The organism is Clostridium puniceum (assembly GCF_002006345.1).
Classification (GTDB): Bacteria; Bacillota; Clostridia; order Clostridiales; family Clostridiaceae; genus Clostridium; species Clostridium puniceum.
In genome coordinates this window covers 33,914-49,069 of the sequence record NZ_LZZM01000119.1, presented here as the reverse complement: position 1 = coordinate 49,069, position 15,156 = coordinate 33,914, and the positions used below count along the sequence as shown (strand labels likewise).

Annotated in this window: 10 protein-coding genes; 3 read left to right on the top strand and 7 right to left on the bottom strand. The window is 29.9% G+C overall.

Features of this window, described 5'->3' with window-relative positions:
- Positions 1–14: 14 nt before the first annotated feature.
- From CLPUN_RS09165 to CLPUN_RS09140, 6 genes are all read right to left on the bottom strand, one after another.
- Positions 15–980 carry an ABC transporter permease gene (locus CLPUN_RS09165; protein WP_077846989.1) on the bottom strand — a complete coding sequence of 322 codons (966 nt, stop codon included), beginning with the start codon at positions 978–980 and terminating at the stop codon, positions 15–17.
- 82 nt (positions 981–1,062) lie between these two features.
- A complete protein-coding gene (locus CLPUN_RS09160) occupies positions 1,063–2,736 on the bottom strand; it encodes a type 2 periplasmic-binding domain-containing protein (RefSeq protein ID WP_077846988.1) in 1,674 nt (557 codons plus the stop codon).
- Positions 2,737–2,898: 162 nt separating this feature from the next.
- Positions 2,899–5,058 carry an alpha-glucuronidase family glycosyl hydrolase gene (locus CLPUN_RS09155; protein WP_077846987.1) on the bottom strand — a complete coding sequence of 720 codons (2,160 nt, stop codon included), beginning with the start codon at positions 5,056–5,058 and terminating at the stop codon, positions 2,899–2,901.
- A gap of 122 nt (positions 5,059–5,180) precedes the next feature.
- Positions 5,181–6,803, bottom strand: coding sequence for a mannitol dehydrogenase family protein (locus tag CLPUN_RS09150; protein WP_341424708.1), 1,623 nt, complete (start codon positions 6,801–6,803; stop codon positions 5,181–5,183).
- 103 nt (positions 6,804–6,906) lie between these two features.
- Positions 6,907–7,974: a mannonate dehydratase gene (gene uxuA, locus CLPUN_RS09145; RefSeq protein WP_077846986.1), complete on the bottom strand. Its 1,068-nt coding sequence runs from the start codon at positions 7,972–7,974 to the stop codon at positions 6,907–6,909.
- Between the two features lie 899 nt (positions 7,975–8,873).
- Positions 8,874–11,009: a glycoside hydrolase family 3 C-terminal domain-containing protein gene (locus tag CLPUN_RS09140; protein WP_077846985.1), complete on the bottom strand. Its 2,136-nt coding sequence runs from the start codon at positions 11,007–11,009 to the stop codon at positions 8,874–8,876.
- Between the two features lie 128 nt (positions 11,010–11,137).
- Between CLPUN_RS09140 and CLPUN_RS09135 the strand changes: the two genes are divergently transcribed.
- The gene (locus CLPUN_RS09135; protein ID WP_077846984.1) at positions 11,138–11,908 is read left to right on the top strand and encodes an AraC family transcriptional regulator; all 771 of its coding nucleotides are present in this window, start codon (positions 11,138–11,140) and stop codon (positions 11,906–11,908) included.
- 230 nt (positions 11,909–12,138) lie between these two features.
- Here CLPUN_RS09135 and CLPUN_RS09130 read toward each other — a convergent pair whose 3' ends face one another.
- On the bottom strand, positions 12,139–12,936 hold the full coding sequence (locus CLPUN_RS09130) for an AraC family transcriptional regulator (RefSeq protein ID WP_077846983.1): 798 nt from the start codon (positions 12,934–12,936) through the stop codon (positions 12,139–12,141).
- 164 nt (positions 12,937–13,100) lie between these two features.
- On the opposite strand from CLPUN_RS09130, the gene CLPUN_RS09125 reads away from it, so the two are divergent.
- Positions 13,101–13,760: a ThuA domain-containing protein gene (locus CLPUN_RS09125; RefSeq protein ID WP_198944308.1), complete on the top strand. Its 660-nt coding sequence runs from the start codon at positions 13,101–13,103 to the stop codon at positions 13,758–13,760.
- A 40-nt stretch (positions 13,761–13,800) separates the two neighbouring features.
- Positions 13,801–14,904 carry a Gfo/Idh/MocA family protein gene (locus CLPUN_RS09120; protein ID WP_077846982.1) on the top strand — a complete coding sequence of 368 codons (1,104 nt, stop codon included), beginning with the start codon at positions 13,801–13,803 and terminating at the stop codon, positions 14,902–14,904.
- Positions 14,905–15,156: the final 252 nt, after the last annotated feature.

Genomic DNA, 15,156 nt, shown 5'->3' with positions numbered 1-15,156 from the left:
CAATAAATCCCCCTTTAGAATAACCTTTCTTCTCCAACTTTTTTGGCAAAATTATTTGCTATGAATATTAATGTCACACTAATTACACTTTTGAATATACCTGCTGCTGTAGCTAATGAATAGTTACTTAAACTGATACCATATTTCAACACAAAGATGTCTATTGTTTGAGAAACAGATTGAACAAGACCGTTTCCTAGTAAATATTGAACTTCAAAGCCTGCATTTACAATATTTCCAATATTCATGATAAGTAATATAAATATTGTTGACTTAATTCCAGGTAATGTAACATGTAACATTTTCTTAAAACGTCCTGCTCCATCAATTTCAGCTGCCTCATATAAATCAGGATTGATGGCAGTAATAGCAGAAAGATAAATAATACTTCCCCACCCCACTTCTTTCCAAACATTAGTTATACCTACAATACCCCAAAAATATTTAGCGTCTGCAAAGAAATTTATTGGTTGATTTATTATATGCAAAGCCACCAAAATTTGGTTGATAATACCTGTTTCTGGTGAAAAAACTTCTGCTACAAGTCCAGTTACAATTATCCATGATAAAAAATGGGGTAAATATGATATTGTTTGTACAAATTTCTTAGCTAAAAGCCTTCTCACCTCATTAAGTAGTAATGCAAATCCAATAGAGCAGATAAAACTTAATGTTAAATTAATTATACTCATAGCTAAAGTATTTCTTAATACTTGTAAAAAAGTTGCATCAGAAAATAAAAACTTAAATTGATCCAATCCACACCATACTTGGTCAAATAAACCTTTAGCTGGTTTATATTTTTGAAAAGCCATTACCCAACCAACAAGAGGTGCATAACAAAATATAAATACATATATAACAAATGGAATAGACATAATAATTAACGTTCTTTGCTTTTTCATTGTCTCTAATGTAATCTTTTTCTTTTTTTGTTTTAATTCTGCATCCAATTTTGTATCACTTACTCCTACTTCCATATCCATTCTCCTTTTTTCTTATTTTATTGGAAAATTTTCAAGAATAGGGTACCTAAAAAAATACCCTCTTCTCATTTACTATCTAGTTTTCACCGTATTTTTCTACTCTTTTCTTTACTTCCTTAGTAAGTTCATCTTCATATGCTTTAATATCTACTTGAGTTGTTAGAGTTGTTTGATATTGATTCCATGAAGAATCAAAATCAGCTGTTTTTGTCATAATAACCTTTGGAAGCCATTGTTTTTTTATTTCATCCATTTTTTGCATTGCGATTCCAGCTGGACTGTCTGAGGTTAATGAATTTGTAAAGGAATAAATCGGGAACCAAGGTTCATTCTTTTCAGGTGGTGTGTTCATAAATTCTGTAAAGGTCTTATAACCATATGCATCAAGAATTTTCTTATCAGCAGGTCTTAATTCTGCATAGAATTCATCTGGTTGTTCATTTGGCACCATAGCATTGATTCCATCTGCTTGCATTCCTCTATAATTAGGAAACCATGAGTAAGAACACATATTAGCATTAACCCAATCTTGGTTTCTGTTATTTGCTCTTTGTTCATCAGTTCTGTAAAATACACCTTTATCATTTACTTTATAGTCAACATCTTTTTCTCCCCAGGATCTCATTGTAATTACCTCTGGATCTAATAAATCATTTATTAATTTTAAAGCACCATCTACATCTTTACAGCTGGCTGAAATTCCAAGACCTCCTCCACCATTATATTCTAATTTGCTTCTATATTGTGGTTTAACATTAGGGTCAAGTGTTAAAGGTAATGGTACATAAGTTCTTTCATCTAAGTTTTGTTGCTTTAATGAAAGTTCCCCATTATTAAATTGCCAATGTTGATCTACCAAACCAAGTACTCTTCCTGTTGAAATCTTTGATATATATTGATCATAAGATGATGTAAATGTTTCTGGATCGATAATTCCTTTGTTATATTCTTCATTTAACTTTTTATAATATCTTTGAGCTTCTGGAATTGTGTTGTAGTTCTTAGCTACTAATGTATTTTTATCTATAATAGCTTTACCATCATTAGGATATCCTGCTAGAAATTGAGGTGGATTTTCTAAACAGAAATATCTCCAATCGTCACTTAAAATTTCAAAACCTACAGTTGGTTGTCCATTAATTGTTGGATTTGCTTGCTTATATTTTTCAATTAAATCGAAATATTCATCTACAGTTTTAATTTTAGGGTAATTAGCCCATTCTAAAACTGCTTTTTGAATCCAGAATGCTTCCCCATTGTGAATTGTATCCATTTCCTTTCCTTGAACAGTTGAAAATTGAGGTATATAGTAAATATGTCCATCATCTTTCGTTATTCTTTTTCTATCACTTTCTGACACAAATTTTTTTAGATTAGGATACTTATCCAATTTATCTTCTAATGGAATAAGTGCACCTGCATCTATTAATGCTTGTGTTCCATCTCCGCCATCTATAAAATCTGCATACTCTCCTCCAGCAACCATTACTCCTATTCTTTCTTTAGCTGTTTGCCCTGTTAGCCATTGTTCATTTATTTTAGCTCCTATTTTTTTAGCTATTGCATTTTTCAACCTATTATTGTCTGGAATTTCTTTTCCTGGAGTCGCATAAAATGCTGTGAATTCTTTAATTCCATCACTATCTGAAGATGAACTTGCCTCTTTAGCTTGGTTTCCACAACCAACGAGAAGACTCATTCCCATGACTCCAGTTAGGAGTATGCTTAAGATTAATTTAGATTTTCTCATTTACTATTCCCCCTACTTTATATTCATTTACTTTTTTTTAATATTATGTTATGTTTTTACTTGTAAACGTTTTTTGCTACAAGATAAAGTTTATCACCGATAACTTTTACCAACAACCTAACAAATTATATAAAAAACATTAAAAATTATAGATTATAAAAATCAGTATATTTTTCTTCCTTTCTCATCTTCAATTCCCGATATTCTATAAAAATAAGTATTTATTTGATCCTTCCAATTTTCAGCACTATCTAATTGTATTTTTAGACGTTCAAGAGTTTGTTCATATATGTCTTGATCTACTAACCCTTTTAATGCTTCCCATTTATAAATAAATTCTTTTACTAATTCATAGCCCTCAAAATGAGTATCGTAAATATGCTGAATTACAGTTTTCCCTGATTTCAATACATGGTTATAAGAAACATGATGAAAAAATAGTAATAATTCATCAGGACAAGTTTCTAAATTATTATATAAACTTTTAAGTGGTTCATTATATTGTTCTGTATAGCCTGTCCCACTTTCAAAAGTTCTATCAATACCAATTCCATTACAATCCGCTCTATGATATGTTCCCCAAGGAGAAAATTCATAACCATCTACATCTGGTTCATAATGATGTCCTGGTGCTACCATCCAGCCTATCCCTAATGGTGATGTATACTTTTCATAAGTTTCCCATGAAGTCATTAAAATTTCACTTATATTATTCATCACTAATGGATTATCTCCAAAAGTAAGTTTAATCCATTCTTCTACAATTTGTTTAATACTAATATCTGAATTCCATGCAAGGCGACCATATCCATAAATATTAGCTTGAGCTAAAAAATGACCAGTCCAATTTTCGTCATTACCAATATTCACTATTGCTGCAATTCCATTAATTCTTTTAGCCATACAGCTTGAGTTTGTTATATTATTTTCATTTACTAAATTAAGATTAAAATTTTCAATAATTTCTTTTTTAATGTCCTCTCCATAGGTTGGCTGATTTAAAATTTCTTTCCACCAAGGAATTAAAAAACACACATGTTTTTGTTGACCTGTATATTCTTGAGTTATTTGAAATTCCATTAACTTATTAGTATTATTCATTGCTCCAAATAATGGTGTTATTGGCTCTCTAACTTGAAAATCCATTGGTCCATTTTTTATTTGCAAGTATACATTATCTAAAAAATGTCCATCTAGAGGTGAAAAACAATCATAAGCAGCTTTAGCTCTATCTATTGTATAATCTCTCCAATCTTGCCTACAGTTATATACAAAACATCTCCATATTAATACTCCTCCATATTTCGAAAGTGCACTGGCAAGCATATTAGCTCCGTCTGCGTGATTACGTCCATAAGTAAATGGTCCTGGTCTTCCTTCTGAATCTGCTTTAACCATAAATCCACCTAAGTTTGGAAGTACACTGTATACATACTCAGCTTTTTTCCTCCACCATTCAATTACTTCATTATCTAATGGATCTGCAGTTTGTAAGTCTCCAAGTGTAATTGGTGATGCAAAATTTATGCTAAGATAAGTTTTTACTCCCCATCTTTGCATTATTTCACTAATTATTTTTACAATGCTTATTTTATCATCAATAAGATAAGTTTCTGCTTTATGCACATTTGTATTGTTAATAATTATTCCATTAATGCCTACTGAAGAAAGCATTCTTGCATAATCATTGATTCTCTCTAAATCATCTGCTACTTTATACTTGTCATTAAATGCTTTTCTTAACACTTCATTAGCTGCTGCAATACCTCCTATTGCATTCATTACTTCTTTCATAATTTTTTTATTTCTACAACTTTCAAATAGTACTGAACTTCCTGCAAAACCACGTTCTACAGTACCATCAATATTATCCCAGTGATTTACTATTCTAATGTTTTTCTTAGGATTATCTATTATTTCTTTACTTTTAAAATCGTAATTTTGCCCAAGTAAACGAAGCAACGTAAATACTCCATAAAGTATTCCATTATCATCCTTAGCACAAATTCTAATACATTCTCTTTTATCGTCTGTTTTTATATATTCTATTTTATATCCTTCATTTATTAATTTATTATTTTGTTCTATATATAACTTAATGAACTTATTTCCTTCAATTTCTTTTTCATCTTCGCAAATATTTTGGATTTCGTTTTCATCTTGTATTTGTACAAATGCATTTTTAAGTTCACTTACTGCTGATTCTATGATTTCACTATGATTTAAAACTAAAATATTATTAATATATTCCTTATAACAGCTTTTCTTAATTTCTCTATGACTTAGCCAATTTTGATACATATTACTTTTTTTATTCACCATTTGAATTTATCTCCTTTTAACTTTATTATTTAAAAGGGTAAGTACTTAAACTTAAAATAAGTCGTACTTACCTTATTTTCTTAATATACATTGTTAATTCTTTAATACTCTGTAAGTGCAGATTAACTATGATGTAAATGCTTCTTTAAGGTTGCCCTAACTGCTCCTTTTGCATCTACTAGTTCTTCAAAATATTGTTCTACTTTATCTCCTAAAGAAACTTTATATAGATCAACTCCAAAGATTTTTTCATTAGAAAGTATTGGTGCTAATTGTTCATGGAAAGGTCTTTTTTTACCAACCTCTATTCCTTTAAGCTGTTCCTTTAACGTATCTAACATTGGATCAGAACTAATTTCAAATTTATTGCAGTCATCATCTACGCCTAACAAATATCTACACCAGCCAGCTATAACTAATGGAATAAATTTTAACTCTCCAACTTTTAACTCTTCATGGTCCCTGTATGCTTTAATTGTTTCACCAAAACGAATAGACATTTTTTGTGATGTATCTGTAGCAATTCTTTGTGGTGTATCTGGCATGAATGGATTTCGTATTCTCTTATTTAAAACTTCATCTATAAAGTCTTTTGGATTTATAATTTTAGGATCTACAACTGCTGGAAGCCCTTCTACGTATCCAACTTTTTCTACTAAAGCTTTTAATTCTAAATCTTCCATTTCCCTATAAATTTCAGTATATGATAAAAGACAACCAAATATCGCTAATGCTGTATGTAATGGATTAAGACATGTACATACTTTCATTTTTTCCACACGATCTACTGTAAGTCTATCTGTGAATTTAACGCCTGCTTCTTCAAGCTGTGGTCTGCCATTAGGAAATGCATCTTCAATTACTAGATATTCTGCTTCTTCTGCATTGGTAAATGATGCAACATAAGTATTTTTACCAGTTATTATAGGTTCTGCATCTGAAAAACCACTTTTTATAAGCATGTTCTTTACACTATCATCTGGCCTTGGTGTAATTTTATCAATCATGCTCCAAGGAAATGAAACGCTATTTTTATCATTAATATAATTTACAAAACCAATGTCTACATTTTCATTATCTACCCATTGTTTTGCAAAGGTACTAACTGCATCATATAACTTTACTCCATTATGAGAGCAATTATCCATACTTACTAATGCAATTGGGTTTTTACCACTTATATATCTCTCATAGCATAAAGCTGCTAATTTTCCCATATAACTTTTAGGTTTACTTGGTCCATCATTAAAATCTTCTATAACTACTGGAATAAATTCTCCATTTTTATCTATAAGACTATATCCCTTTTCTGTAATAGTGAAACTTACCATTTGTAAAGAAGGACTTCTAAAAATTTCTTTTAGTCTTTCAAAATCTCTTTTATTGTCACTATCTACTGTAACAGATTCTACAATACTTCCAATTATAGTTTTTTCAATTGTACCATTAGTCTTTAAAATTACCATCAAACTCAAATCATCATGGCGTCTATTTATTTTTTCAACAATTTCATAGTCATAACCTTCTGCCACTATAATTCCTTTATCTATTTTTCCTTCATTTAAAAGAGTTTGCTGCAAAGCAGCTGGAAATGATCTAAATATATTACCTGCTCCAAAATGAATCCATGTAGGTTTTTCTTTTGTAGATTTTACTACTGTTTGTCTCTCAAACTTTGGTAATATAAAATTTTCTTTTTCCCATTCTTCTTTCTGTAAAATCCCATTATTATTTAATTGCAACATTCTTTCACCTATTTTTAACCTTTAAATTAATTATTTTAATTTACCAACTTATTTTCATTTTCAAAACTTATATATTTTTTAATTAGCAATTTTATAGCAGTTATTATTTATTAGATTTCTGTAAACTTTCCCAAATTCCATTTAAGTAAGCAACTCCAAGAGCTCTATCATAAAGTCCATACCCTGGCATTGCAATTTCTCCCCAAATTGCTCTTCCATGATCTGGTCTTGTGATTCCGTCAAATCCAATTTCATATAGAGATTTCATTATTTCATACATATCTAGTGAACCATCTGAAGATAAATGCGCTGCTTCATCAAATTTACCAGGACTGTAGTGTTTAATATTGCGTACGTGTGCAAAATGAATTTTTCCTTTTAATGATCTGATAATGTCAGGAATATTGTTATTCATGTTAGAGCCTAAAGACCCTGTACATAATGTAACTCCATTACAAGGACTATCTACCATAGTTACTAATTTTAATAAATTTTCTTTACTTGTCATAATTCGCGGAAGTCCAAATACCGGCCATGCAGGATCATCAGGATGTATTGCCATCTTTATACTATATTTTTCACAAGTTGGCATTATTGCTTCTAAGAAATACTTTAAATTAGAAAATAATTTTTCATCATCTACATCTTTATACATTTCAAATAATTCTTTAATTCTAACCATACGCTCTGGTTCCCACCCTGGTAACATAAATCCATTAGATTTTGAGTCCATAGAAGCTAATAATTTTTCAAGATTTATTTTATCAATCAGCTCTTGATCATAAGATAAAACTGTTGATCCATCAGGCCTTACTTTAGCAAGATCAGATCTTGTCCAATCAAATACTGGCATAAAATTATAACACACAACATCTATTCCTTCTTGACCTAATCTCTCTAAAGTTGTAATATATCTGGTAATATATTTCTCTCTATCTGGTGTCCCTATCTTAATTGAATCATGAATATTAACACTTTCTATTCCGGACAACTTAAGACCTGCCACTTCTATTTCTTTCTTCATCGCTTTAATTCTTTCTAGTGGCCAAACTTCTCCTGGCATTGTATCATATAAAGTAGTAACCACACCTGTAACTCCTGGAATTTGCCTTATTTGCTTTAATGTTACTGTATCTGCTTCTTTTCCAAACCATCTTAAAGTCATTTCCATAATATTTCCTCTTTCCATTCTGTATTTATTTATTTTTAATCAATAACTTGCGAATATTAACCTAACTTAAAGGTTAATTGAGTATTTACATTATAGATCCCCAAGTATCCGTTTTCAGTTCACTTTAAAGTTTTAACAATATTTCTAGCTTTTCCTGTTAATATTCCATCACCTTGCACTTTATATATTTTATTTAATGATTCTATTGCACTATCAACTTGATTTTTAATATTATCGTATCCTTGTCTATGACTAGTTTCACACTGATTAATTGATTCTAGATTGTTTTTCTAAGTTCACTAATTAATAATGTAACTATATCTATAATTAGTATGTTTATTAGTATAATTATACTTTTCTAATTTTTCATAAAATCCTGCTAATCACCACATAATATATCTTAGCAAAATATATACTCATCATATTAATTTCTCACACATATTATAAACTTAATTGATAAAATTGAAACATCTATAATTATAGTTTTTATATAAATAATTATAGATGTTTATTTAATTTACAGTTGCTAATAGATAATTAAGAACATAAAGAAAAACCTAGATTTTCTTTATGTTCTTAATAAGTTTTGAGTTGAACTTGATAAATTTTTAATTGAGTTTTGCACTTTTTTATCCATGAAAAATCCGTTAATCGTCATTTTCATTTGAAATCATAACTTGATCTAGATCGTGAAAAGGGTAGATATAAATTTTACCTTCCAATTCGTGAGCAGAAGGATCTACAGTATAAATGTGATTTACTAAAGGTTTTTTGGTTTTGTAAAATTTTTCATATAATTCTATCTTATCTTCATTTAATATATATTTGTAAATTAAATTGTAGTATTCAAACCATAATTTAATAATATAAGTTTTATAGTTTACATAACGAAGAAATATTTATGGTAATTCAATATCTGCTTTTAATGGAGTTATACCTGTAAGTTGTACACTTCTGCTATCAGGTTGTGATATACCAACAAACAGCTTAAATTTTTTGCTATCAAGTATTCTCTCGCCTTCATCATTTACGACTTCAAAAGCTTTCTTGTTTATTGTCATCTTTACAATTTTGCTTTCACCCTTATTTAAAGCAACTCTCTTGAAAGCTGATAAACTATAATTGTCTATTGCATATTTTGATTCAAGATCCTTTATATAACATTGTAATACTTCTTCTATATCAAAATTTCCAATATTAGAAATCTTGATGCTTACTTCCACATCTCCAAACTCTTTATTAATATCTAATACTGATAAATCTGATATTTCTACATTCGAATAAGTTAAACCATAACCAAATGGATATAAACTTTCACCTTTCATGTAACGATAAGTTCTTCCCTTCATAGAGTAATCAGTGAATTCTGGTAATTCTTCAGTAGTTTTATAGAATGTTACTGGCAACTTTCCACTTGGTGAACATTTTCCAAATATTAAATCAGCAACTGCTCTGCCTCCATGGCTACCTGGATACCAAACATTTAAGATTGCAGCACATTTTTCTTCTTGTCCTTGCAGCGTTAATGCACTTCCTGCTCCAAGAACCACTATAACAGGTTTTCCAGTTGCGATTACTTTTTCAAGTAATTCTTGTTGCTTACCTGGTAAATTCAAATTTAATTTATCTCCAGCACCATCACTGTTGCCTGCATCTCCCTGCTCACCTTCAATTGAAGAATCTAAACCTAAACACATAACTACAACGTCACTATGCTCTGCTACAACAATTGCCTCGCCTAATCTATCATTAACATTGTGCAATGCTAAATCTGAAATGCTATCTTTATATAAGTGACACCCTTCTGAATAGAATATTCTTACTTCTTCACCCACAACTTCATGTATCCCCTCTAGTATAGTAATATATCGGGAAGCTGTTCCAAAGTAATTTCCTTTTAACATTAATTCACTATCTGAATTTGGTCCAATTATTCCTATAGATTTTATTTTTGATTTGTCTAATGGTAGTAATCCATTATTTCTTAACATTACTATAGATTTTCTTGAAGCCTTTAAAGAAACTTCATTATGTTCTTTGCAGTCATTTACTTCATAAGGTATTTGGTTATATTCACATTCTTCATCAAACATTCCTAATCTAATTCTAGTTGCCATTAATCTTTCTGCTGCTCTAGTTATATCTTCTTCTGTTACTAACTCTTCCTTATAAGCTAATAACATTTGAAGATATATATTTCCACAATTTAAATCACAGCCATTTTTTATTGCAAGAGCTGCTGATTCAGTAGCTGTACTTGTAACTCCATGATACAAATGGAAATCTGCAATAGCCCAACAATCAGATACAACATGTCCTTTAAATTGCCATTTTCCTCTTAAAATATCCTTTAATAAAAGTTCACTTCCACAGCAAGGCTCATCGTTTGTACGATTATAAGCTCCCATTACAGCTTCTACATCAGCTTCTTTTACGCAAGCTTCAAAGGCTGGTAAATAAGTTTCATATAAATCTCTTTTACTTACAACTGCATTAAATTCATGTCTTAAGCCTTCTGGACCGCTATGTACAGCAAAATGCTTAGCACAAGCTGCTATTTTTAGATATTTTCCATCACCTTGTAATCCCTTAACAAAAGCAACTCCTAGTCTTGAAGTTAAATATGGATCTTCCCCATAAGTTTCATGACCACGTCCCCATCTTGGATCTCGAAAAATGTTTACATTAGGCGACCAATAAGTTAAGCCTTTATAAATATCTCTGTCTTCCTTCTTAGAACTTTGATTGTACTTTGCACGACCTTCAGTTGCTATAATTTTTGCAATTTCACCTAAAAACTCATCATCAAACATAGCTGCGAGCCCAATAGCTTGAGGGAAAACAGTTGCCGTACCTGCTCTTGCTACACCATGAAGACCTTCATTCCACCAATTATATCTTGGTATATTTAAATGTTTAATAGCTGGGGCCTTATAAGTTAATTGTTCTGCTTTTTCTTGTAGTGTCATCTTTGCAACTAATTCTTTTGCCTTTTCTAATGCATATTCGTGAGTGATTTGTTGATTATTCTCCATAAAATACCTCTCCTTTGTTTAATTGATTTTCATGCTTTCTCTTCTTCAATAATATCTAATTTTCAATTGACTTAACAAGAAATTACTTATATAATTATAGACAAAATTTATCCTTTGGGAGGTGTCTCATGTTAAAATATGAATCTTATCATTTTGGTGAAAACAATTTTTTTTCTTATTATCATCCCAATAATCTTAATTATCCTAAACATTTGCATAGAAGCTTTGAATTCGTGTATATTACTAATGGTGCTATTGAAATGGTTGTTAATAACAGAACCTTTCATATGGAAAAGGACTCTTCTATATTAATATTGCCTTATGAAGTTCATTCAATTACTACAAAAGACTATTCAGATGCAGATATTTGTGTATTTCCACCTGAATATGTAAAAACCTTTCATAACATGATTGATAGTAAAACCTTAGAAAATCCTGTCTTTGATTTATCTGATGCTGCAAAGACTTTAATTCTAGACAAAATTTTTAAAGATAACTGGAACATCCTTGAAATGAAAGCTTGTTTATATCTTTTATGTTCAGAAATTATGGAAAATACAAAGCTAATTGATGGTATAAAACCTGATTATGAATTGCTACATAAAATCCTTAACTATAGTCAAGAAAATTTTACAAAAGATATTACTCTCAAAACCATTTCTACTCAATTTGGTTACAGTTATACTTATCTTTCTAAATATCTAAATAACATTTTAGGTATTTCTTTTGTTGATTTTATAAATGAAAATAGAATTAACTATGCCTTATATTTATTAAAAAATACTCAAAATACTATTACTGATATTGCTTATATTTGTGGTTACTCAAGTATACGTTCTTTTAACAGAAATTTCCTTAAAATTACTAAGAATACACCTAAAGCATATAGAAATTCTTAATTTTAAATATGTCTTCACAAATTGTTTATTTCGATAAATTCTATGTTGACTGAACTTTCCTATCATTTTTTCGAAAAAGTTATAGTTTTAACCTTAATCCGTATCATAAATATAATTTAATTAGAAACCATATATAACTCATATTGAAAAAATAAAAATTTATTATACATAAAAGGTCTGTCCCAACATTTTTAATTAATACTTTAAGACAAATTTTATATTAATTCATATTAAATGTTTTGTTTTTTGAAGCTGCTAGGAGTAAGTCCAGTAAATTCTTTAAAAACTCTGTTAAAGTTACGATGACTCTCAAATCCACACTCTATAGAAATGTTTAATATTGACATATCTGTTTCTATCAGAAGTCTTTCAGCCATATTAATACGCAATCTGTTTACATACTCATTAAATTGATAACCTAATTTTTTTGTAAATAGTCTTGAAATATGAAACTTACTATAACCTAAATCTCTAGATATACTCTCTAATGTTATATTTTTTGAATAATGACTTTCAATGTATTTCAGCAGATTTTGAATGGTGTTGTTGTATGATTGTATATTATCTTTAAATTTAAAATTACAATCTAGTTTGCCCAAAATTGAGTATAAAAGCCCTTTAACAATATATTCATTATTAGATTTAAGAAACTCATCAAAAAGTATGTGTATAAGTGAAATAGTAGTTTCATCAATGCTACTTTTTTCAATAAAAGGATTTTCAAGAGTTTTGTTAATCTTTTTGCCCAAATAGCCACTAATAATTTCAGGAGAAAAAATTATTAGCATAGTTTTAGAGGATAAATCAGTATTAAAGCTATGAATGTCATTTGAGAAACTTACTGCAATATCTCCTTCTTGCAATTTTTTTGTATTTTCATTTATTGATACAGTAAACAGCCCCTCTATAACATAAATAAGCTCTACATAGGAATGAAGGTGAGGGGGAAAAGAAAAATTATCTACTATAAATATTTGGATAGAATTTGTTTCATTGGATCTTTTTGCTTCATAAAAAGGATATAACATAGTCGTCCTCCATAACTGATATATTAATAACACTAAATATAACATCTATAGCAATATATGTCTATATTCTGTTAATATACTGCGAGATTTTTTGCAAATTAAAATGTAGAATATCAATTGAAGTATGATACAAAAATATTTATATTAATAAGGAGAGGATTTATATGATGAAAAAAGCACTTATAGTATACGGTGGTTGGGATGGACATCAACCTAAGCAGGTTTCAGAGGTTTTTTCAAATATTTTAAAAGCTGAAGGTTTTGAAGTTGAAGTTTCAGATAACCTAGATAGCTTTAAAGATGAAGAGAGTCTTCTGAGCTTAAATCTTATAGTACCAGTTTGGACAATGGGTGAAATTACTAATGAACAGATAAAGCCTGTACTAAAAGCAATAGAATCAGGCGTAGGTATTGCTGGCTGCCATGGAGGAATGTGTGATTCCTTTAGAAACTCAGTAGATTGGCAATTTATGACGGGTTCACAGTGGGTCGCTCACCCTGGCAATAATGATATTGAATACGAGGTAAATATAGTAAAATCAAGTTCAAGTACTATTATTTCTGATATATCAGACTTTAAGGTTAAGTCGGAACAATATTATATACATGTAGATCCTGCTGTGAATGTTCTAGCAACAACAACCTTTCCTATTTTCGATGGTCCTCATAGTAGTAATGGTAACGTTTTAATACCTGTAGTATATACAAAAAGCTGGGGAAAAGGTAAGGTATTTTACAATTCATTAGGTCACAATGCAGCTATATTCAATATCAAAGAAGCAAAAGAGCTTATGCGAAGAGGATTTTTGTGGGCTGCAAAATAACTTATGTATATATTAATCAGATGAGAGGACGGCGAATTTTATGAATAAGGTAAAAGTAGGAGTAATTGGTTGTGGAAATATCAGCGGAATATATTTTGAGAATTTAACAAAAACCTTTGTAAACATTGAAGTACATGCATGTGCAGATTTAATAGAAGATAGAGCTAAAGAAGCTGCTGAAAAATACAATATTCCCAATATTTTTTCTACTGAAGAATTACTTCAATGTGAAGATATACAAATAGTATTGAATTTAACTATACCAAAAATACACTTTGATGTTTGTAAACAGACTCTTCTAGCGGGTAAGCATGTTTATGTTGAAAAGCCACTGTCACTTACAATGGAGCAAGGTAACGAGCTTTTAGCCTTAGCTAAAGAGAAAAATCTAATGGTTGGATGTGCACCAGATACTTTTTTAGGTGCAGGACTTCAAACCTGTCGAAAATTAATAGAAGATGGGTTTATAGGTAAACCTGTTGCAGCAACGGCATTCATGGTTTGTCATGGACATGAAGGCTGGCACCCTGATCCTGAATTTTACTATGACATTGGTGGTGGTCCTATGTTTGATATGGGACCTTATTATCTCACGGCTTTGGTATCTCTATTGGGTGAAGCAAAAACAGTTTGTGGAATGACAAAAATATCATTTCCTCAAAGAACCATTACAAGCTCTAAAAAATTTGGAGAGGTTATAGATGTAAAAATACCAACTCATGTTGCAGGCACAATTGAATTTCAAAATGGCGCCATTGCAACTATAATAACAAGTTTTGATGTATGGGCTAGCAAGCTTCCTCGAATAGAAATATATGGATCAATTGGAACACTCATAGTTCCAGATCCAAATGCATTTGGTGGACCTGTGCTTCTAAAAACTGCTCACGGAGATGAATTCAAAGAAATTCCGCTAACTCATATTTATGCTGAAAACAGCAGGGGAATTGGCGTTGCTGATATGGCAAGATGTATTAAAACTGGCGATAAACCTAGAGCAAGTGGAGAACTTGCAAATCATGTTCTAGAAATTATGCATTCCTTCCATATAAGTTACAACACAAAGAAATATATAGAATTATCAACTAGCTGCCAGCAATCAAAACCATTAGCAATGGGATTAAGCAAAGGCTATGTTATATAATTAATTTCTTTATAAGAATATCCTCAAAATTACTACGAATTTTTCTATAGAGAAGAAATTCAGATAACTTTGAGGATATTTTGAGATATCTATATTGTAATTTTAACTATTTTATTTGAGTACAGTTTTCCAAATCAAAAAATCTTATAACTCTAATTAAGTACAACATAATACCACCTCATGTTGATTATTCCTTAACTCTTAATTTTACTAGTTTCATATTTGATTTGTTCACTAATTAATTTTACTTAT

Bases quoted from the DNA above. Each gene is read 5' to 3' on its own strand.
- CLPUN_RS09160 (WP_077846988.1), bottom strand. From the start codon at position 2,736: ATGAGAAAATCTAAATTAATCTTAAGCATACTCCTAACTGGAGTCATG.
- CLPUN_RS09130 (WP_077846983.1), bottom strand. From the start codon at position 12,936: ATGTTATATCCTTTTTATGAAGCAAAAAGATCCAATGAAACAAATTCT.
- CLPUN_RS09150 (WP_341424708.1), bottom strand. From the start codon at position 6,803: ATGTTGCAATTAAATAATAATGGGATTTTACAGAAAGAAGAATGGGAA.
- uxuA (WP_077846986.1), bottom strand. From the start codon at position 7,974: ATGGAAATGACTTTAAGATGGTTTGGAAAAGAAGCAGATACAGTAACA.
- CLPUN_RS09165 (WP_077846989.1), bottom strand. From the start codon at position 980: ATGGAAGTAGGAGTAAGTGATACAAAATTGGATGCAGAATTAAAACAA.
- CLPUN_RS09155 (WP_077846987.1), bottom strand. From the start codon at position 5,058: ATGGTGAATAAAAAAAGTAATATGTATCAAAATTGGCTAAGTCATAGA.
- CLPUN_RS09125 (WP_198944308.1), top strand. From the start codon at position 13,101: ATGATGAAAAAAGCACTTATAGTATACGGTGGTTGGGATGGACATCAA.
- CLPUN_RS09140 (WP_077846985.1), bottom strand. From the start codon at position 11,009: ATGGAGAATAATCAACAAATCACTCACGAATATGCATTAGAAAAGGCA.
- CLPUN_RS09120 (WP_077846982.1), top strand. From the start codon at position 13,801: ATGAATAAGGTAAAAGTAGGAGTAATTGGTTGTGGAAATATCAGCGGA.
- CLPUN_RS09135 (WP_077846984.1), top strand. From the start codon at position 11,138: ATGTTAAAATATGAATCTTATCATTTTGGTGAAAACAATTTTTTTTCT.